Below are 19,436 nucleotides of genomic sequence, written 5' to 3' on the forward strand. Positions count from 1 at the left end.
CTCATGTCGCAGCGTGCCGAGGCGCCGGTTCATCCCAACGGGCTGCTCACCGCCGCACGGCGGAGACTGCCATCGCCGGTACGTCCAGGCAGATGTATGTCGCGCAGGGAACTGGCCGACGCGCTCGATCTCGGCTTCTTCAATCCTCGGTCCACCCCCGACGACGCTAGGCCGTGCCAGGTGTCCGGACTGGTCGCGGATGAGACGCCGACCACGTCGGTTGCCAGCCGGGACGATCGCCTCGTCGAGGTGTTGCGGCGCGTCGATCGGCTCAATCGGGAGGTCGATCCGTACCTCATCCATCAGCTCCGTGAGCGGGTCATCGACGTCACGGCCCGGTACGAGCAGTTCGATCATGCCGAGATCTGTCCCGCACTTGAGGCGCAAAGAATGTTGATCATCGAACTCCTTGACCAAGGCAACCACCCTGGGCAGCGTCAACAGCTGTTCGACGTCGCGGCGGGTACCTCCGGCCTGCTCGGCTATCTCGCCCTTGGTCGTGGCGCGTTCCACCTGGCGCGGGCGTACTGCGCGGAACCTTCAAGCTCGGTGATCTTGCTCGGGCGACTGACCGGCAAGCATGGGTGCGTGGCCTACAGAGCCTCTGCGAGTACTACGCCCAGGACTATCACGCTGCGCTGTGTTTCGCCCAGGACGGGCTCGCGTACGCGAATTCCGGTCCGCAGAGCGTGCGACTGGGGGTGAACGGTGTGGCGCGAGCGAGAGGCAAACTTGGTGACACCGACGGCGTCCGACGCGCGGTCGACACTGCGTACGACTTGCTGGCCCGCAACGAGGCCCCGGACGGGTTCCCGTCCAGCGTGTCCTTCGGCTGCTACAACCCGGCGCAGACGGCCAGCAATGCCGCCACCGCCTATGTGTCGTTGGGGATGGCTGAGGACGTCGATCGGTACGTCAATCTGGCGATGCCCGAGGTGACGCGGTCGGGATCAGTGTGGACCCGTTCCCTGGTTCTGATCGACCAAGCCGCCGCTGCGGTATCCGCAGCCACCGGTGACCTGGACCGGGCCAGCCGCCTGGCCGATCGACGCGATCGACATCTCGGCCGGGCGGCCGATCGTGGCGGTGCGCCAACGCATGGCGGAACTCGTTCGGCAGGCTACGTGGCGATGGGGCAACACGCATCAGATCCGGGCGGTCAGTGACGCATTGGCCAGCAAGGGATCGGGCTGGTGAAGGACGCCGACCGCACCTTGACGGCTGAAGCCGTCGCGGCGGAGGAACTCCGATGTTTCCGGGAGATCCGACAGCTACGGGATCACTGGGCTGGCGGCGGTGGTCGGCGGGCATATTGCTGGTACCTGACGTTCGAGGGCTGCACCGAACTGCGGGCCCTGGCAAAGCGCTGCCGAGACCGAACCGCTCTTCGCTACTACGACTTCACACCACCGTCTGAACTACACATGACGCTCGACCGGATAGCGTTCGAAGGCGAGATCCCGCCCGACGTGCTGAGGGCGGTCGCGTCGGCCGCCACCATGGCATGTCGCGGAGTTCCGCCCCTCGACATCAACATTGGTGGACTCGGGGGTACGCCGGGAGCGATTGGTCTGAGCGTATTTCCGCGTGGACCCGTCCAGCGTCTTCGTGACGCCCTTCGCGCAGCGACACTGTCGGTGTCGCCTTCCGCTCAGGTCAAGAACTCGGACTTCCGCCCGCATGTTGCGCTGGCGTACTGCAACTCTGATGTGCGCGCGGCTCACGCCATTGCTGCGGTCGAACGTTTGAGCACAGTCGGAGCCGTGGCTGTCACGGTCAAACATGTCGCGGTTGTCCTGGTCGAGCGGCGGCAGCGTGCCTACTCCTGGAACGCGATCACTCAGATTCCCCTGACCGGCGGTGCGTGACCGCCGCCTCGGCGGCGGTCACGGCGCTTCTCGTCGGAGGAGGCGCATCGAAGTAACGCACACGGCGCGGGTGGCGCGGCGATCGTGCAAGCCGACGGATCGCACCAGTCGGGGTGTCCGCCGCTCACCATTGATCGTCCCGGCTCGTCCGGTCGCGGTGGTGTCGCGCCGAGACTTGACTGGTGCGCTTGCCGCAGTTTGCGCACACCAGGGTCGTCCCGCACGATGGGCACCACTGAGTGACCGATCGCAGCGCCCAGCCACAGGCGCTACCTGCGATTACCGCCACGACAGTGGTCATCAGGATGATGATGGTTCCCGCCAACCCTCCCACCGCCTTCGTCATCCTGCCGTCCTCCCCGACTGGGGAGTAGGCCGTCATCACATCGTTACGACGAGCCCAGGATCACGGATGTCTGGTGGTGCGGGGGAGGTCCATTTGTGGGGAGGGATTCGGGGAGATTTCTCTTCACCTGCGTCGGCGAGGGCTGCGATGTTCGAGCCATAAGTCCCATTTTGGTCTTGCCGGTCCCTTGGGTGAGCCGTTGGCGGACGCGGATTGTGAGCCAGCCCTCAACTCTGCGCGTGGACTGCCGATACAGAGCGCGACCACCTCGGAGGTACCACGCATGCCCACCCCCCTTGCCCGTGTTCCGGCGCAGCCGGCTTCGAGGCCCCGATGCTGACGCATCCGGGACCCGGGGAGTTCACGGCGCTGCGGGAGCGGAGCGCGGAGAACCGCCAGGTCGGGGAGCTGCTGCGTACGGCCCGGCAGGCGCTCGGGCTCAGCGTCGCCTTCCTGAGCCGGATGGACGGCACCCATCAGCACATCGAGATCCTGGACTCGGCGCTGCCGCTGACCGGGCAGCACAGCATGACCAATCCCGTGGAGATGACGTTCTGCCAGGCGGTCATGGACGGCCGTCTGCCACCGGTGATCCCGGACATGCGGGTGTTCCCGGAGGCGATGGAGCTGCCGGGCGCCCGCCTGGCGCACATCCGCAGCTTCGTGTCGGTACCAGTGGTGCTCAGCGACGGCTCTGTGTACGGCACGTTCTGCGCCGCCGGCCTCGCGCCGGACGACCGCCTCAGCCCCCGTGACCTGGCCCTGATGGAGGTGCTGGCGCAGGCCGCTTCGGTGATCATCGAGCCGGGTCTGCGGGAGCAGGAGCGCCTCTCGGCGATCGAGCGCCGGATCGTGCCCGTGATCGCGGGCGGCGGTCCGACCGTACTGTTGCAGCCCATCGTCGACCTGGCCACCCGGCGGCGGACGGGCGCGGAGGCGCTGAGCCGCTTCCCGCAGGAGTGGCGGATGCCGCCGGACGCGTGCTTCGCCGAGGCGAACTCGATCGGCGAGCGGCACCGCCTCGAACTGCTGGCCTTGCGGCGGGCGGCCGACCATCTGCCGCACGTCTCCGGGTACGTGTCGATGAACGTCTCCCCGTCGACGGTGTTGACCCGCGAGTGCGGGGAGTTCCTCGACCGGCTGCCGCTAAACCGGGTGGTGCTGGAACTCTCCGAGCACGACCCGGTGGAGGACTACGACGCGCTCAAGGCGGCCCTGGCCCCGCTGCGGGCTCGTGGCATGCAGCTCGCCATCGACGATGTCGGTGCGGGCTTCTCGTCCCTGCGGCACATCGTGATCACGGCGCCGGATGTCATCAAGCTGGACCGCAGCATCGTGGCCGGGATCGCCGACGACACGGTGCTCAGCGTGGTCACGCACGCGCTCGCGGAGCTCGCCGGGGTCACCGGGGCGCGGCTGGTCGCCGAGGGCATCGAGACCGAGGCGGACGCGACGGCGCTGGAAGGGCTCGGCGTCGATCTCGGGCAGGGCTGGCACTTCGGCGCGGCGACCACGGTGAACGAGCTGAGCGACTACTACCGGCGCGGCGAGCAGCGGTCGCCGGTCCCCGCCCACCCGTAGGTGTGCCCTTTCGGGCACGCTCCGCATGGAGCCCGGTCGCTACCCTCGCTCGCGTGATCATCGATACGCTGCGGCGGGACTGGCCTGAAGAGCTGCTCACCGGCCGGTACGCCCTGCGCGTGCGCGAGGTGGGCGGATCGTCGACGGCGGCGAAGGTCTTCTACGGCATCCTCGAGGTGATCACCGCCGAGCTGATCGAGATCGAACCGACCGAGCCGACGAGATACCTGGAGATTCACGTCAAGGGGCAGTTCCGGCTCGCTGTCCTGCAGCGGCGGGAGCGGTGGCAGAACCTGCCCGTCGGCTTCAGCATCTGCGCCGTCGACCCGGTGCGGCCCCTGTTGACGATCCAGCTGCAGCGCTCGGAGCAGTCCCGGCGCGGCGACCGCTTCACGCCCGCCAGCTACCAGGTCTTCGATCCCCGGGACAACACGCCCGTCGGCTTCCTGGAGCGTTGGGGCGGGTTCCTGCACCCGGCCCGTACGGTCATCTACGACCCGGGGCACCGCCGGGTCGGGCACCTGGCCGAGACCGCGGTCTCCTGGCTGGGCGGTCCCGTCCCGTTCATCGACCCCAAGTACCACGTGGTGGCGGGCGGGCAGCGGGTGGCCCGGGTGTACGGGGCGGTCGGCCTGGCGGTGGACGTGGCCCGCCTCGGCGGCCGGATCGACCCGCGGCTCGTGCTGGCCTGCGCGACCCAGCTGATGAACTCGGTGGGCCACCAGTGAACCCCGCCCACTGGCCGGCGGGCGTGCTGGCGGGCCGGTACACCTTCATGACCCGTGAGGCCCCGGGCGGGCAGGAGCTGCTCGTGGCCGACGGCGAGGAGGTCGTCTACGGCGTGTACAAGGGCAGCCGGCGTCAGCTGCCGCACCTGCCGCCGGACGTGCCGGACGCCGGCATCAAGGTCTGCCTGATGTCACACCGTGCGGCGGCGCTCGTCCTCACCTGGGGGACGTCCCGGCCGCGGCAGTCGTTGCCGCGGCTCGTCAGCGTGACCTACGACGTGCACGACCACCGGCTGCGTACGCGGGTCGGCCGCCTGCGCGTCGGGGGCGGCGTCGTGTCGCCCAAGCGCACCCAGTTGTTCGACGCGGCCGGGCGCCGGATCGCCACCATGGTCGAGCGGCGGGAGACGGCCCTGATGCGGTGGCTGCGCGCCGGCCCGGTCCGGTACGAGTTCGAGCACGACGGCCGCGTGATCGGCCGGATCAGCCGCCGCCCCGCCGCCCCCGGAACGTACGACGTCGACGTGGCGGAGGCCGTCGCCGAGATCGACCCCCGCCTGCTGCTGGCCTGCGCGGTGGAACGGCTGGACGGCCTGAGCGACTTCTGAGGAAGCGGTAGCTCAGAAGCGGTAGCTCAGCTGCGTGGCGGCGCGGACGTCGTCGTAGTCCTCCGTCGTGTACGACCCGCCGCCCCACGGGTCGAAGACCCAGGCCTGCACGCTGCTGTCGGCGTTCACGGTGTAGCCGTAGACGATCCGCCAGTGCTGGTGGTCGCCGTACGCGATCAGGCCGTTCGCGTCGATCGTGGCGCGCATGTCGTCCACCGTCAGCGCTCCACCGGCGACGTGTGCCACGTCGTCGAAGTTCGGCGCGCCCCACACCTGCTGCAGCAGCCCGGCCAGGTCGTGGTCGGCGCTGACCTCAAGGTACGGGCGCAGCTCGGTCTCCGACTTGTGCCCGTCGGCGTCCTCGACCGCCGCGATGTAGTGGATCTGGTCGAGCAGTCCCGGCGGAAGGGCGTCATCGTCGCGCAGCCCGATGGCGATCAGAGCCGCGGCCACCTCGTACGCCCGCTCCGCCTGTTCCTTGACCGCGCCGCCCATCGAGTTCTTGACCGACTTCTCGATGGCGGCGAAACACCAGCTCGGCGACTCCTGCGCGAAGCCGCCCTGCCAGGAGGCGGACCCGTAGTTGTACTGCTCGGCGGCCTGCTGGTCATCGGTGGGCGCGGTCATCGATCCTCCCCGGGGCCGGTCGGGCGCTGGACCCGACAGCGTCGGATCGAGTCAACCAGGACCCCCGGTGAGAATCGTGCCCAAAGGGGCAGTATTCAGAAGCTAGTACACCCAGATCTTGGTCTTCGGCGCCAGGTGGTCTTTCGACCAGAGCCAGTCCATCGCCGGGATGCTGACCCGGGCGCACCCGTGCGACGCCGGGTACGGCGGGATGCTGTACGCCCCGTGCACCGCGATGCCGCCGTTGAAGTACTTCGGCCGGTACAGCGGGCCGAGCGGGCCGTGCCGCCAGCCGTCGATCTGCCGGTACACCTTGAACTTCCCGCTCGGGGTGTGCGCCAGATACGTGTTGTCCTTGTACTCGTAGTTCTGGTTCGAGCCGGTCGAGGTGTTGAGGATCCCGGTGACCGCGCCGTTCTGGACGACCAGCAGGAGCTGCTTCTTCTTGTCGATCTCGATGACGTGGCCGGTCTTGCTGCGGGCGGTCGGCCGGACGCCGCGCTCCAGCGCCTTGGCGGTCTTGGGGCCGACGACGCCGTCGCGGCCCAGGCCCGCGGCCTTCTGCAGGGCGAACACCCCCTGCTGGGTGGTGGCGCCGAACGTGCCGTCCGCCTTCTTGCCGTTCCAGTAGCCGAGCTCGGTGAGCCGCCGCTGCAGCGCCACCACTTCGGGGCCCTTGTCGCCGCGGCGCAGCTTGCCGACCGGCTTGGGCGGCGTGGACACCGACACGGACGCGGCCGGGCTGGGCGTGGAGGGCGGGGTCGACGTCGTGGGCGCGGCCACCGACGCAGACGGTACGGGGGCCGGAGCCGCCGCGGTGCCACCGCCGTTGTCGCAGGCGGTCGCGAATGTGAGCGTCACGGCGGCGGCCGCCGTGGACGTGAGAATCCTCCACACCATGATCCGAGGCTACCCGGCCTGCGCCACGCGCGGAGTTGATCGAGGGAATGGTCTGACATCAGCGCCGATCGCGCTCCCACATCGAATTCCGTCGTAATCGACAATTGGGCCGTCCTGGATCCCGCACTTCGAAGGCGGGCAAAAGAATCAAGTACGCTTCGGTTATGTCATGGAAGGCCAGCGCCCGGCACGGCGTGCGTGAGGCTCCCGCCGGTCTCGCCCTGCTGCAGGACCTGCTGAACACCCGGGCCACCATGTCCTGCGGCCCGGACCTGCTGGCCTCGGCGGACGACGCCCAGCGCTGGCTCACCGAGGCCGTCGCCACCTGGTCGCGGGTCGCCAGCCTGCCCGCCCCCGTCCTGCTGCTCTCGTCCACGGATCTGCGCTCGTTGCGCCGCCTGCGCAGCACGTTCGAAGGAGTCGTGCTGGCGGGGCGCCGCACGGTCGAGCCCGACGGCGCGCTGCCCCCCGCCGACGTGCCGGTCAGCCTGGTGCCCGACGCGGACGGCTGGGTACGCATGGTGCCCGCCGGCCGGGGCACCCGGTGGCTGGCCTCCGCGCTGTGGGCCGAGGCGTTGCTGGCCCAGCAGGCCGGGCTCTGGCCCCGGCTCAAGCTGTGCCACAACGTCGACTGCCGGGTCGCCTTCTTCGACACCTCCCGCAACAACAGCGGCGTCTGGCACGACGTCAGCACCTGCGGCAACACCGCCAACCTGCGGGCCTTCCGGGAACGCAAGCGGCTGCTCGGCGAGAGTGGCAGCCAGCTCCCCCACCCCGAGCGGTAGCGCGATCGCGAGCCGCCGGGAACCAGACCGCCGTCTGCGGCGACTATCAGGGCATGGCGTGTGAACGGTGGCGCGAGATGCTCTCCGCACAGCTGGACGGCGAGGACGATCCGGCCGAACGCGCGCGGGTCGACGCACATCTGGCCGGCTGCGCCGGCTGCCGCCGCTGGCTGGACGACGCGGCGGCGGTCAACCGGCTCACCCGTACGGGTGCGGCGGTCGATGTGCCCGACCTGAGCGCAGCGATCCTGGCGGCCGTGCCGCCGCCCGCGCGGGCTCCCCGGCTCAGCCGGGCCGCCGTCCTGTACGTCGCGCTGGCGGCGGTCGGGGCGGTGCAGCTCATCCTCGGCCTCGCGCAGATCGGCGGGGGCATCAGCGTGGGCCACGTCCACCCCGGGGTCGACGCGACGCCGGGGCACCTGTGGCACGAGTCGGCCGCCTGGAACGCGGCCGTGGGCGCCGGATATCTGTTCATCGCGCTGCGCCGGTCGCGCCCGACCGGGCTGGTGCCGATGCTCACCGCGTTCGTCGGGATGCTGCTGCTGCTCTCGGTCAACGACCTGAGCGGCGGCCGCGTCGACGGCACCCGGCTGGTCAGCCACGGCTTCGTCATCCTCGGGTATCTGCTGGTCGTGGGGTTGTCGCGGATCCCCGCGCCGGTGGGCCCGCCCGGCGCGCGGGCCGGTGGCGGCGTCTCGGGCTGGCGGGCCCGCTTCGAGCCCGACGACGACGCCGCGGCGCCGCCCGCCCGGCCGGGACTGCGGCTGGTGCCCCGCCCGCCCGGTCCGCTCACCGCCACGCAGAAGCGCCCGGCGGCCTGACCTCTGTTCACGGGCGGACGGACAGTTCACGCCATTCGTCCGTGCCGACCAGCAGCGCGCGGACCGTGTTCAACGCGGCTTCCTCACTGTCGTACTCGAAGAAGTGCGACACCCCGTCCGCCCCGCCCGCACGCTGCTCGACATACCACTGGTCGCCACTCGTACGCAGGTAGACGTCCTTGCGCGCGATGCGCCCCCACTTGCCGTTCCACCAGTGCTTCCGCTGCTCCATGAGGGCACACCCTATCGAACATGCGTTCGAACGGGGTGAGGTTGGGGTGATCTTCTTGCCGGCCGGGCCGGCTCGCCCCGCCGCGACCGGTCGGTCAGCGCCTCGGGGGATGATCCCAGCGCGGCGTGTCCTGCGCTACGTCCTGAGTCGCCCGGCCCTGCACGAGGGCGTCGCGGATCTCGGTGAGCAGCCTGACCTCTTCGCTGGGGGCCGACGGCGGCGGCTCCTCGCCGCGCTTGCGCCGCTCGGCCAGCCGGTTGAGCGGGTAGACGACGAGGAAGTACAGCGTCGCCGCGGTGAGCAGGAAGGTGATGACCGCGTTGAGGAAGCTGGCGTAGTCAAACTCGACACCGCGAACCTTCGCGACCCCGGCGTCGACGCCGGTGCCCCCACTGGCGAGCTGGATCAGGGGCTTGAGGAAGCCGTTGGTGAACGAGGTCACGACGGCGGTGAAGGCGGCGCCGATCACGATGCCGACCGCCAGGTCGACCACGTTGCCGCGCATGATGAAGTCTTTGAAGCCCTGAAGCATCTTGTTCACGAGCACTCCTGCATCGAGACGGGGGGATCGACCGATGCCAGCAGATGCCCGCGACCGGTCGGCGACAAACTACGCCGATCGGGTCGACGTGCGAAGGGGCTAGGGCTCAGTCCAGCGCGTGTTCCTCGGCGGCGATGGCCTCGTCCACGCTCGGATACGTGCCCAGCACCTCGACCAGGCCGCTGACCTCCAGGATGCGCAGCACGCCGCGCTGCGGCGCGGCCAGCCGTACGGTGCCGCCCGCGTCGTCGGTGCTGTTCTTGGCCCGGACGAAGACGGACAGGCCGGTGGAGTCGCAGAACGACACCTCGGCGAGATCGAAGACCAGGCGGGTGTGGCCCCGCTCCAGGAGGTCGGTGATCTGGTCCTGTAGCTGCGGGGCGGTGGCCATGTCCAGCTCGCCACCGACCGACAGGACGACCATCTCGCCCCGCTCTTCCGTTCGTACCGTCAGGGACATCGCAACCTCCGCATTTTGTGGAGACGCTACTCCACGGGGTCGGGCTGGGGTGCGAGTGGAGCGGTCCGAACGGTAAACGACCCGTGTCGGGCGCTTGACGCCGGCTATTCACTCAGTGAATAGTGACCGCCATGTCTACCCCGCACGTGCTTCTCGGTCTGCTGGCCGCCGGACCGCGGCACGGCTACGACCTCAAGCGCGCGCACGACGAGCGGATGCCCAGCAGCAAGCCCCTCGCGTACGGGCAGGTCTACGCCACCCTCGGCCGGCTGGAGCGCGACGGGCTCGTCGAGCCCTCCGGCTCCGACCGCGACGGCGGGCCGGAGCGCACCTCGTACACCCTCACCGACGCCGGCCGGGCCCGCCTCACCGAGTGGCTCTCGGCGGTCGAGCCGCCGGCACCGTATGTGACCGCGACGCTGTTCAGCAAGGTCGTGGTCGGGCTGCTGGCCGCCGGGGCCGACGTGGCCCGCGACTACCTGGTCGCCCAGCGCGCCGCGCACACCGCCCGCCTGCGCGAACTCACCGCGATCAAGACCCGGCCACAGACGCCCGTCGGCGAGGTCCTGGCCGCCGACTACGCCATCGCCCACCTCGACGCGGACCTGCGCTGGCTGCAGACCACGCTGCTGCGCGTCACCGACCTCCGAGAGGTGCACCAGTGACCCCCCTGTTGCAGGCACACGGGCTCGTCAAGAGCTACGGCCAGACCCCGGCGCTGCGCGGCGTCGACATCGAGATCGGCGAGGGTGAACTCGTCGCCGTCACCGGACCGAGCGGCTGCGGCAAGTCCACGCTGCTGCACTGCCTGGCCGGGATCCTGCGGGCCGACGCCGGTTCGGTGCGCTACCGCGACCGGGAGATCGGCACGGAGTCCGAGGCCGCCCGCGCCAAGCTGCGGCGTACCGAATTCGGGGTGCTGTTCCAGTTCGGTCAGCTCGTGCCCGAGCTGACCGCGGCCGAGAACGTCGCCCTGCCGCTGCTGCTGGGGGGTTGGACCAGGCGCGAGGCGCGCCGGGTGGCGCTGCTGTGGCTGGGCCGCTTCGGCGTCGAGGAGCTGGCCGATGTCCGGCCGGGCGCGATGTCCGGCGGCCAGCAGCAGCGCTGCGCGGTGGCCCGGTCGCTGGTCAGCGAGCCCCGGGTGCTGTTCGCCGACGAACCCACCGGTGCGCTCGACGTGCTCACCGGCGAGCAGGTGCTGACCGAGCTGATGCAGGTCGCGCGGCTGCAGGGCACGGCCATCGTGCTGGTCACCCACGACGCGCGGATCGCCGCGTACGCGGACCGCGAGGTCGCGCTGCGCGACGGCGCCGTCGACCCCACCGGCCTCGGCCTCGGGATCGGCTCGTGAGGCCCGCGACCCTGGCCCGCCTGGCCCTGACCGGAAGCCGCACCGACACCCTGCGCATCGTCTTCACCGGCGCCAGCGGCGCCCTCGCCGCGCTGATCCTGCTGGCCGCCGCGGCCGTGGCCGCCGTGCCCGAGGCGGGCGGGGACTACGGCGTGGTGACCCGGTACCGGCCGACCCTGCTGGCCGAGGACGGGCTGCGCCCCGGCATCGTGGCGACCCTGCTGCTGCTGGCCGTGCCCGTGCTGGCGCTGGCCGGGCAGTGCATCCGGTTCGGCTCGCCGGCCCGCGACCGGCGGCTGGCCGCCCTGCGCCTGTCCGGGGCCACGCCCGGACAGGCCGTGCTCGTCGCGGCCGGGGAGACCGCGGGCGCCGCGCTGCTCGGATCGCTGAGCGGATGCCTGATCTACCTGGTGGGGCGCTGGGCGCTCGACCGGCCGGACTTCGCGGGACAGCGGTCGCTGCCCACCGACGTGCTGCCGAGCCTGCCCGTCCTCGCCGGGATCGTGCTGCTGGTGCCGCTGGTCGGCGGGCTGGCGGGCGCGTTCCTGCTGCGCAAGGTCATCGTCACGCCGCTCGGCGTGGTCCGGCGTACCCGGGACCGCCGCCCCTCGGTGCTGCCTGGCGCGCTCATCATCGCCGGGGTGTTCGCCCCGTTCGTGCTCAGCCCGCTGGGCGGCTGGCTGCGGCGGGCCACGGCCGGGGTGAGCGCGACGGTCGTGTTGCTGGCGCTGATGCTGCTCGTCCTCGCGGCGGTGCTGGGGGTGATCCTCGGCACGGGGTGGATCGCGTACACCACCGGGCGGCTGCTGCGGCGCTACGCACGCCGACCCGCCGCGCTGCTGGCCGGGCGGCAGCTGATGGCCGACCCGTGGAGCGGCAGCCGCACGTTCGCCGCGCTGCTGGCCGCGGTCATCGTCGGCGCAGGTGTGTCCGGTTACCGGGCCGAGCTGGCCACCCAGTTCGCCGTCGAGGACGAGCTGGCCCGGCGAACGGGCAGCGAGTCCGGCTACGACACCGCCTTCTACTTCGGCGCCATCGACCTCGTCGACCTCACCGTGGCGATCGCCGTGGCCATCGCCGCGGCGGGCATCCTGATCGCGCTCGCCGAGGGCGTCGTGTCCCGCCGCCGGGCGTACGCGATCCTGGTGGCGACCGGGGTGCCGCGCCGCACCCTCGGCGGGGCGATCGCCTGGCAGACCCTCGCCCCGCTGATCCCGGCCACGCTCGTCGCGCTGATCGTCGGGGTGTCCCTGGTCCGCGCGCCCGGCACGACCGTCAGCAGCAGCATCACCTCGCGGGGTTGCGCCGACTCGTCGTGCCCGGAAACGGTCGTGGCCGTGACCCGGCAGGTGCCTCTGCCACTCGTGGACCTGGCCGTGCTCGGCGCCGGAACGCTGGCGATCATGGCGCTGGTGGCCGTGATCGGTTTCGTCCTGCTCCGGATGAGCACCGATCCAGGGGAGCTGCGCGCCGCCTAGGCCGGATGCGGTGCGGTGACTTCGAGCGCTTTCCCGATCGTGTCGAGCAGTTCGGCGGCGCTGAAGGGCTTGAAGACGACGCGGGTCGCCTCGAATGCCCCGCTCTGCGACACGACCACGGGGTCGCCCTGGCCGGTCATGAACACCACCGGCAGGCCGGGGCGCCGGGAATGCATCTCGTCGGCGACTGCCGGGCCGGAACGGTCGGGCAGCATCATGTCGGTGATCAGCAGGTCCACGGCGTCGAGGTCCATCTGGAGCGCGGCGTCCGCGTCGCGGACCGCGATGGTGCGGTAGCCGTTGCGGTTCAGGATTCGCACCACGACGTCGCGGAGCGCGTCCTCGTCCTCGACGACCAGAACCCGTTCGCCGTTGCCCTGCCTCCGTCCGGGCATCGGCGTGAGTTCTCTGCCGGCCTCGGCCGGCGCGGTGACGATCGGCAGCACGATCCGGAAGGTGGTGCCGACGCCGGGGGTGGAGTCCACTCTGATGGTGCCTTCGGCGGCCAGGACGATGCCGTAGACCGTGGCGAGGCCGAGGCCGGTGCCCTTCTGCGCCTTGGTGGTGAAGAAGGGCTCGAAGAGCCGGTCCCTGACCTCGGCGCTCATGCCGATGCCGTTGTCGCTGACGGTCAGCTGGGCGTAGTGCCCGGGCGGCAGCGGCAGCGTCCCGTCTTCGGCCAGGTCGACACGGTCGGTGTCGATCTGGATGACGCCGCCGTCGGGCATCGCGTCGCGGGCGTTGATCACGAGGTTGAGCAGGATCTGGTCGAGCCGCCCCCGGTCGGTGCGCACCGGCAGGGCGCCGTCGTAGGTCTGGCAGCGCAGGGTGATGCTGGCGCCGAGGGTCCGGCCGAGCAGGTCCCTGGCGCCCGCGACGGCCGAGTTGAGGTCGACGCTCTCATCCTGGGTCGGTTCGCGCTTGGCGAACAGCAGGAGCTGGCTGGTCAGAGCCTGGCCCCGTTGGGCGGCGTCGCGGATCCGGGCCAGGTCCTCGGCTGCCTGCTCGCCGGGTTCGTCGGCGATGAACTCGGCGCAGTTGAGGATGATGGCCAGCAGGTTGTTGAAGTCGTGCGCGACGCCACCGGCGAGCTGGCCCAGGCTTTCCAGCCGGGCTGTCCGGGCCGCCCGGTCGGTGGCGAGCTTCTCGTCGGCCTCGCGCCGCATGCGGGCCGTGATGTCGCGTTCGAGGACCGCGGCGGCGACGACCACGCCGTTCTCGTCGCGGATCGGCATGGTGACGCTCGATACCTTGATCTGGGTGCCGTCCTTGCGGATGCGCAGCCCGCCTTCGACTTGGAATTGGCGACCCGCGATCACCTCGCTGAGCCCCACCCGCACCATGTGCGCCCGGCTCGGCAACAGGAATCTCGCCGCCGAACTGCCGATGGCCTCCTCGGCGGTGTAGCCGTATATGCGCTCGGCGCCGCTGTTCCACACCGTGACGATGCCGTCGAGGGTGAGGGCCACCGTCGCGTCGGCGGACTGTTCGACGATGGCGGCCAGCGTCGCCTTGTGCCGTGCGGTGTTGGCGGCGGTACGGGTTGCGACCCAGGTCAGCACGATGGCGAGCAGGACACACGCGACGCCGACGACGATCATGATGGTCAGTGCGCGGGAGCTCGTGCGCAGCGCCGTGGCGGTGTCCGCGTCGGCGTCGGCCCGCGCGAGTTCGGCAAGGTGGTTCACCGCGTCGGCGGCCGTGGCGAACCATTGCAGTTCCTCGCCGGCGACCAGGTCGTTGGCGGCGGCGATCTGGGCGGGATCGCCGGAGCGGTATCCGGCCACGATCTGGGCGTCGAGGTCCATGAAGTGGTCGAAGGCGTCCTGGGCGATGCTGAGCTGCTGTTCTTGCGCCGGGGTGAGCGGATGGGCGGCGATCCGGGCCAGGTCCTGCCGGAACGCCGCCGTCGAGGCGAGGAACAGGCTGCGCTGGACCCCGTCGTCGGCGGCGGCGCCCGGCACGCCCCGGATGGTGTCGAACGCGTACCCGGTCTGCCAGCCGTTGAAGTCCGCGGCGCGGAACTTGGCCGTGGACGCGTCACGCTGCAGCGCGGCGGACTCGGCCACCTGCCGGTCCGCCCTGCGCAGCGTGAGGATGTTGTCCACGGCGACGCCGATCGAGATGATCAGCAGCAGCGCCACGAGCCCGAAGACGCCGCCGAGCCGCGCGCCGACGTGGACCCGACGCGACGAGTGCATTCTCGGTCTTCCCAGGGGATGTGTCAGGCGTACAGCCAGGGCCACGCGACGCGACGCGACCAGTCCCGAAGCCTTCACCGTAGCGGCCGTCCCGCCGCTGAACCGGCATAATCACAAGCCGCCTCGGAAGGCCGCAGATGCTACAGGTCCTGGCCCGCGACGTCGGACCTGCTCGCCGCGTGGGCCGGACGCGGCGCGGTGGTTTCGAGCGCCTTGCCGACGTTGCTGAGCAGTTCGACGGCGGTGAAGGGCTTGTACACGATCCGTGTCGCCTCGGTCAGGCCGCTCCCCGACAGCACCAGCGGGTCACCCTGGCCGGTCATGAACACCACCGGCAATTCCGGGCGCCGGGCATGCATCTGGTCGGCGACGGCCGCGCCGGGGCGATCGGGCAGCATCATGTCGGTGATCAGCAGGTCGACGTCGGTGAGATTCATGCGCAGCGCGGAGTCCGCGTCGCGGACCGCGGTGGTGCGGTAGCCGCTGCGGGTCAGGATGCGTACCACGACATCGCGCACCGTGTCCTCGTCCTCGATGACCAGGACCCGTTCGCCGTTTCCGCGCCCCTGCGCGGGGGCCGGCGTGAGCTGCCCGCCCGTGGGCGCCTCGGCCGGCGGCGTGGCCAGCGGCAGCAGGATCCGGAAGGTGGTGCCGACACCCGGTGTGGAGTCCACGGTGATGGTGCCCTCAGCGTCCAGAACGATTCCGTACACCGTGGCGAGGCCGAGGCCGGTGCCCTTCTGAGGTGCCTTGGTGGTGAAGAACGGCTCGAAGAGCCGGTCCCTGACCTCGGTGCTCATGCCCACACCGTTGTCCCTGACGGTCAGCTGGGCGTAGCGACCGGCAGGCAGGGGCATGGCCACGCCTTCGGCCAGGTCGACGAGATCGGTCTCGACCTCCACGAGACCGCCGTCGGGCATTGCGTCGCGGGCGTTGATCACGAGATTGAGCAGAATCTGGTCGAGCCGTCCCCGGTCGGTGCGCACCGGCAGGGCATCTCCGGACGTCGTGCAGCGCAGGGTGATGCTGGCGCCGATCGTCCGGCCGAGCAGGTCCTTGGCACCCCTGACGGCCGAGTTCAGGTCGACGTCCTCGCCGTGGGCTGGTTCCCGCTTGGCGAACAGCAGCAGCTGACTGGTCAGGGCCCGGCCCCGCTGGGCGGCATCGCGGATCCGGGCCAGGTCCTCCGCAGCCTGGCCGCTGGCCTCTTCGGCGACGAACTCGGCGCAGTTGAGGATGATGGCCAGCAGGTTGTTGAAGTCGTGCGCGACGCCACCGGCGAGCTGGCCCAGGCTCTCCAGCCGGGCCGTCCGGGCCGCCCGGTCGTTCGCGAGTTGCTCCTCCGCTTCCCGCTGCATGCGGGCGGTGACGTCGTTCTCGGTGACCGCGGCGCCGACGACCACCCCGTTCTCGTCTCGGATCGGCACGATGATGGTCGAGACTCTGATCCGGCTGCCGTCCTTGCGCTGCCGGGGTGCTCCCTCGATGTGAAGTTGCCGACCCGCGGCCACTTCACTGAGCGTGATGCGGATCAGGTGCCTCCGGTGCGGCAACATGAAGATCGCCGGGGATTGGCCGATGGCCTCGTCGGCCGTGAAGCCGTAGATGCGCTCGGCGGCGGTGTTCCAGGCCGTGATGGTGCCGTCGAGAGCAAGGGCCATGGTGGCGTGGGCGGACTGTTCGACGATCGCGGCCAGCATCGCCTTCTGCCGTGCCGTGTCGGCGGCGGTACGGCTCGCCCGCACCACCAGCCCGGCGGCGAAGACGAGAAAGGCGACACCGACGACGATCATGATCGTCAGCGCCCGGGAACCGACGCGCCGGGCCTCGGCGGCGTCCGCGTCGGCGCCGGCCTGCGCGAGTTCGGCGAGGTGGTTCACCGCGCCGGCGGCTCGGTCGAACCATTGCAGTTCCTCACCGGCGACCAGGTCGTTGGCGGCGGCGATCTTGGCGGGATCGCCGGAGCGGTATCCGGCCACGATCCGCGCGTCGAGCTCCATGAAGTGGTTGAAGGCATCTTCGGCGATGTTCAGTTGCTGCCGTTGCGCTGGGGTGAGCGGATGGCTTCCGACCCGGGCCAGGTCCTGCCGGAACGCCGCCGTCGAGGCGAGGAATTTGGCGCGCTGGACCCCGCCGCCGTCGTTGGAGGCGCCCGGCACGCCCCGGATCGTGTCGAACGCGTACCCGGTCTGCCAGCCGTTGAAGTCGGCGGTGCGGAACTTGGCCGTGAGCGCGTCACGTTGCAGCGCAGCGGACTCGACGACCTGCCGGTCCGCCCTGCGCTGCGCGAGGATGTTCTCCACGGCGACGCCGATCAGGGTGATCAGCAGCAGCGCTACGAGCCCGAAGGCGCCGCCAAGCCGCACGCCGCCATAGATCCGACGCCACGTGTGCATGCCTCGGTCTTTCCACGGGACAGGTGAGCCATGCGGCCAGGGCCACGCGACGCGGCGCGGGGTCGGTCCCGTGCCCTTCACCGTAGCGGGCGTCTCGCCGCTAATCCGGCATAATCACAAGTCGCACTGGAGTGCCGGAGCCCCCCGCCGCCTAGGAAGAACGCGGCGCGGCGGCCTCGAGTGCCTCGTCGACGTTGGTGAGCAGCTCGACGGCGGTGAATGGCTTGAACACGATCCGGGTCGCGTCGGCCGCGCTGCCGTCCGACACCACCACGGGGTCGCCCTGGCCGGTCATGAACAGCACCGGCAGATCGGGGTGTTGAGCATGCACCTGGTCGGCGACGGCCATGCCGGAACGGTCGGGCAGGAGCATGTCGGTGATCAGCAGGTCCACGTCGTCGAGGTCCATGCGCAGCGCGGCGTCCGCGTCGTGGACCGCGGTGGTGCGGTAGCCGTTGCGGTTCAGGATGCGGACCACGACGTCGCGTACGGTGTCGTCGTCCTCGACGACCAGGACCCGTTCACCGTGCCCGTGCCCGGGAGCCGGTGTGGGCCGCCCACCGTCCGCTACCGGCGGAGCGACAACGGGCAACAGGACCCGGAAGGTGGTGCCGACGCCGGGTGTGGAGTCCACGGTGATCGTGCCCTCGGCGGCCAGGACGATGCCGTACACCGTGGCGAGGCCGAGGCCGGTGCCCTTCTGGGGTGCCTTGGTGGTGAAGAACGGCTCGAAGAGCCGGTCCCTGACCTCCGCGCTCATGCCCACGCCGTTGTCGGTGACGGTCAGCTCGGCGTAGTGCCCGGCGGGCAGCGGCATGATCGCGCTTCCGGTGGCCAGTTCGACGAGGTCGGTGGCGACGTCGATGACGCCGCCGTCGGGCATCGCGTCGCGGGCGTTGATCACGAGGTTGAGCAGGATCTGGTCGAGCCGCCCCCGGTCGGTGCGCACGGGCAGGGGACCACCGTACGTCGTGCAGCGCAGGGTGATGTTGCCGCCCAGAGTTCGGCCGAGCAGGTCGTTGGCGCCCGCGACGGCCGAGTTCAGGTCGACGCTGTCGGCCGGGACCTGGGCCGGTTCGTGCTTGGCGAACAGCAGGAGCTGGCTGGTCAGGTCCTGGCCGCGGCGGGCGGCGTCGCGGATCCGGGCCAGGTCCTCGGCTGCCTGCTCGCCGGGTTCGTCGGCGATGAACTCGGCGCAGTTGAGGATGATGGCCAGCAGGTTGTTGAAGTCGTGCGCGACGCCACCGGCGAGCTGGCCCAGGCTTTCCAGCCGGGCCGTCCGGGCCGCCCGGTCGTTCGCGAGTTGCTCCTCCGCTTCCCGCTGCATGCGGGCGGTGACGTCGCGCTCGGTGGCCGCGGCGGCCACGACCACGCCGTTCTCGTCCCGGATCGGTACGACGATGGTCGACACTCTGATCTGCGTGCCGTCCTTGCGGATGCGGGGCGCTCCCTCGAGGTGTACCTGGCGCCCCGCGGCCACCTGGCCGAGCGTGACGTGGATCAGGTGCGCCCGGCTCGGCAACATGAAGATCGCCGGAGTGCGGCCGATGGCCTCCTCGGCGGTGAAACCGAAGAGGCGCTCGGCGGCGGTGTTCCAGGCCGTGATGGTGCCGTCAAGCGTGAGGGCGATCGTGGCGTCGGCGGACTGTTCGACGATGGCGGCCAGCATCGCCTTGTACCGTGCGGTCTTGGCGACGGTACGGATTGCCAGCACGGCGAGCAGGGCGGCGAGCAGGACGCACGCGACGCCGACGACGATCATGATGGTCAGTGCGCGGGAGCTCGTGCGCAGGGCAATGGCGGTGTCCGCGTCGGCGTCGGCCCGGGCCAGCTCGGCGAGCTGATTCACCGCGCTGGCGGCCGTGGCGAACCATTGCAGCTCTTCGCCGGCGACCAGGTCGTTGGCGGCGGCGATCTGGGCGGGATCGCCGGAGCGGTATCCGGCCACGATCTGGGCGTCGAGGTCCATGAAGTGGTCGAAGGCGTCCTGGGCGATGCTGAGCTGCTGTTCTTGCGCCGGGGTGAGCGGATGGGCGGCGATCCGGGCCAGGTCCTGCCGGAACGCCGCCGTCGAGGCGAGGAACAGGCTGCGCTGGACCCCGTCGTCGGCGGCGGCGCCCGGCACGCCCCGGATGGTGTCGAACGCGTACCCGGTCTGCCAGCCGTTGAAGTCCGCGGCGCGGAACTTGGCCGTGGACGCGTCACGCTGCAGCGCGGCGGACTCGGCCACCTGCCGGTCCGCCCTGCGCTGCGCGAGGATGTTGTCCAAGGCGACGCCGATCAAAATGATCAACAGCAGTGCCACGATCCCGAAGGCACTGCCGAGCCGCGCGCTGCCCCGGATCCGACGCCACGGGTGCATGTCTCGGTCTTCCCCCGGGACGTGTCAGGCATGCGGCCAGGGCCACGCGTAGCGGGCCAGTCCCGTCTCTTCACGGTAGCGGCCAAATCGCCGTCAATACGGCATATCACACGTCGTCACGGAGCTTGAAGACGACGTGGGTCCTCTCGTC

General features: G+C 70.7%; 19 protein-coding genes. 11 read left to right on the plus strand and 8 right to left on the minus strand.

Annotated features, from left to right (window positions below; translation table 11 throughout):
* Positions 1-3: 3 nt before the first annotated feature.
* The 6 genes from EV385_RS16105 (at position 4) to EV385_RS16130 (ending at position 5,131) form a co-directional block, all read left to right on the plus strand.
* Positions 4-705 carry a hypothetical protein gene (locus EV385_RS16105; RefSeq protein ID WP_130510196.1) on the plus strand — a complete coding sequence of 234 codons (702 nt, stop codon included), beginning with the start codon at positions 4-6 and terminating at the stop codon, positions 703-705.
* A 74-nt stretch (positions 706-779) separates the two neighbouring features.
* Positions 780-1,166, plus strand: a complete 387-nt coding sequence (locus EV385_RS16110) for a hypothetical protein (RefSeq protein WP_130510197.1) — start codon at positions 780-782, stop codon at positions 1,164-1,166.
* Positions 1,167-1,193: 27 nt separating this feature from the next.
* On the plus strand, positions 1,194-1,868 hold the full coding sequence (locus tag EV385_RS16115) for a 2'-5' RNA ligase family protein (RefSeq protein ID WP_130510198.1): 675 nt from the start codon (positions 1,194-1,196) through the stop codon (positions 1,866-1,868).
* Positions 1,869-2,547: 679 nt separating this feature from the next.
* The gene (locus EV385_RS16120; RefSeq protein WP_130510199.1) at positions 2,548-3,795 is read left to right on the plus strand and encodes an EAL domain-containing protein; all 1,248 of its coding nucleotides are present in this window, start codon (positions 2,548-2,550) and stop codon (positions 3,793-3,795) included.
* Between the two features lie 53 nt (positions 3,796-3,848).
* Positions 3,849-4,523, plus strand: a complete 675-nt coding sequence (locus tag EV385_RS16125) for a hypothetical protein (RefSeq protein WP_130510200.1) — start codon at positions 3,849-3,851, stop codon at positions 4,521-4,523.
* Entirely contained in the window at positions 4,520-5,131 is a 612-nt protein-coding gene (locus tag EV385_RS16130) for a hypothetical protein (protein WP_130510201.1), read from the plus strand. Before EV385_RS16125 ends, EV385_RS16130 begins: the two co-directional genes overlap by 4 nt.
* Positions 5,132-5,143: 12 nt before the next feature.
* On the opposite strand, the gene EV385_RS16135 is transcribed toward EV385_RS16130, so the two are convergent.
* Both EV385_RS16135 and EV385_RS16140 read right to left on the minus strand, forming a co-directional pair.
* Positions 5,144-5,758: a hypothetical protein gene (locus tag EV385_RS16135; RefSeq protein WP_130510202.1), complete on the minus strand. Its 615-nt coding sequence runs from the start codon at positions 5,756-5,758 to the stop codon at positions 5,144-5,146.
* Between the two features lie 102 nt (positions 5,759-5,860).
* The gene (locus EV385_RS16140; RefSeq protein ID WP_130510203.1) at positions 5,861-6,658 is read right to left on the minus strand and encodes a L,D-transpeptidase family protein; all 798 of its coding nucleotides are present in this window, start codon (positions 6,656-6,658) and stop codon (positions 5,861-5,863) included.
* A 164-nt stretch (positions 6,659-6,822) separates the two neighbouring features.
* Here EV385_RS16140 and EV385_RS16145 point away from each other — a divergent pair, with 164 nt between their 5' ends.
* Together EV385_RS16145 and EV385_RS16150 are read left to right on the plus strand one after the other, a co-directional pair.
* Positions 6,823-7,443 carry a CGNR zinc finger domain-containing protein gene (locus EV385_RS16145; RefSeq protein WP_130510204.1) on the plus strand — a complete coding sequence of 207 codons (621 nt, stop codon included), beginning with the start codon at positions 6,823-6,825 and terminating at the stop codon, positions 7,441-7,443.
* Positions 7,444-7,496: 53 nt separating this feature from the next.
* Complete coding sequence (locus EV385_RS16150) at positions 7,497-8,264, plus strand: zf-HC2 domain-containing protein (protein ID WP_130510205.1); 768 nt, start codon at positions 7,497-7,499, stop codon at positions 8,262-8,264.
* 7 nt (positions 8,265-8,271) lie between these two features.
* On the opposite strand, the gene EV385_RS16155 is transcribed toward EV385_RS16150, so the two are convergent.
* The 3 genes from EV385_RS16155 to EV385_RS16165 all read right to left on the minus strand — a co-directional run bounded on the left by EV385_RS16155 (position 8,272) and on the right by EV385_RS16165 (position 9,497).
* Positions 8,272-8,496 (minus strand): hypothetical protein, encoded by a 225-nt coding sequence (locus EV385_RS16155; RefSeq protein WP_130510206.1) that lies wholly within the window; start codon positions 8,494-8,496, stop codon positions 8,272-8,274.
* Positions 8,497-8,590: 94 nt separating this feature from the next.
* Positions 8,591-9,028 (minus strand): large conductance mechanosensitive channel protein MscL, encoded by a 438-nt coding sequence (gene mscL, locus EV385_RS16160; RefSeq protein ID WP_130513351.1) that lies wholly within the window; start codon positions 9,026-9,028, stop codon positions 8,591-8,593.
* A 115-nt stretch (positions 9,029-9,143) separates the two neighbouring features.
* Positions 9,144-9,497 (minus strand): STAS domain-containing protein, encoded by a 354-nt coding sequence (locus EV385_RS16165; RefSeq protein WP_130510207.1) that lies wholly within the window; start codon positions 9,495-9,497, stop codon positions 9,144-9,146.
* 131 nt (positions 9,498-9,628) lie between these two features.
* On the opposite strand from EV385_RS16165, the gene EV385_RS16170 reads away from it, so the two are divergent.
* The 3 genes from EV385_RS16170 to EV385_RS16180 are packed head-to-tail and all read left to right on the plus strand — an operon-like array spanning position 9,629 to position 12,326.
* Positions 9,629-10,162 (plus strand): helix-turn-helix transcriptional regulator, encoded by a 534-nt coding sequence (locus EV385_RS16170; protein ID WP_130510208.1) that lies wholly within the window; start codon positions 9,629-9,631, stop codon positions 10,160-10,162.
* Complete coding sequence (locus EV385_RS16175) at positions 10,159-10,848, plus strand: ABC transporter ATP-binding protein (RefSeq protein WP_130510209.1); 690 nt, start codon at positions 10,159-10,161, stop codon at positions 10,846-10,848. The genes EV385_RS16170 and EV385_RS16175 overlap by 4 nt, the downstream gene beginning before the upstream one ends.
* Positions 10,845-12,326 carry an FtsX-like permease family protein gene (locus EV385_RS16180; RefSeq protein WP_130510210.1) on the plus strand — a complete coding sequence of 494 codons (1,482 nt, stop codon included), beginning with the start codon at positions 10,845-10,847 and terminating at the stop codon, positions 12,324-12,326. Before EV385_RS16175 ends, EV385_RS16180 begins: the two co-directional genes overlap by 4 nt.
* Here the strand turns inward: EV385_RS16180 and EV385_RS16185 are convergent.
* The 3 genes from EV385_RS16185 to EV385_RS16195 form a co-directional block, all read right to left on the minus strand.
* Entirely contained in the window at positions 12,323-14,527 is a 2,205-nt protein-coding gene (locus EV385_RS16185; protein ID WP_130510211.1) for a PAS domain-containing sensor histidine kinase, read from the minus strand. The two genes, EV385_RS16180 and EV385_RS16185, sit on opposite strands and share 4 nt — an antisense overlap.
* A gap of 140 nt (positions 14,528-14,667) precedes the next feature.
* The gene (locus EV385_RS16190) at positions 14,668-16,923 is read right to left on the minus strand and encodes an ATP-binding protein (RefSeq protein WP_130510212.1); all 2,256 of its coding nucleotides are present in this window, start codon (positions 16,921-16,923) and stop codon (positions 14,668-14,670) included.
* Between the two features lie 151 nt (positions 16,924-17,074).
* A complete protein-coding gene (locus EV385_RS16195) occupies positions 17,075-19,285 on the minus strand; it encodes an ATP-binding protein (RefSeq protein ID WP_130510213.1) in 2,211 nt (736 codons plus the stop codon).
* Positions 19,286-19,436: the final 151 nt, after the last annotated feature.

This window comes from Krasilnikovia cinnamomea (genome assembly GCF_004217545.1).
GTDB lineage: Bacteria > Actinomycetota > Actinomycetes > Mycobacteriales > Micromonosporaceae > Actinoplanes > Actinoplanes cinnamomeus.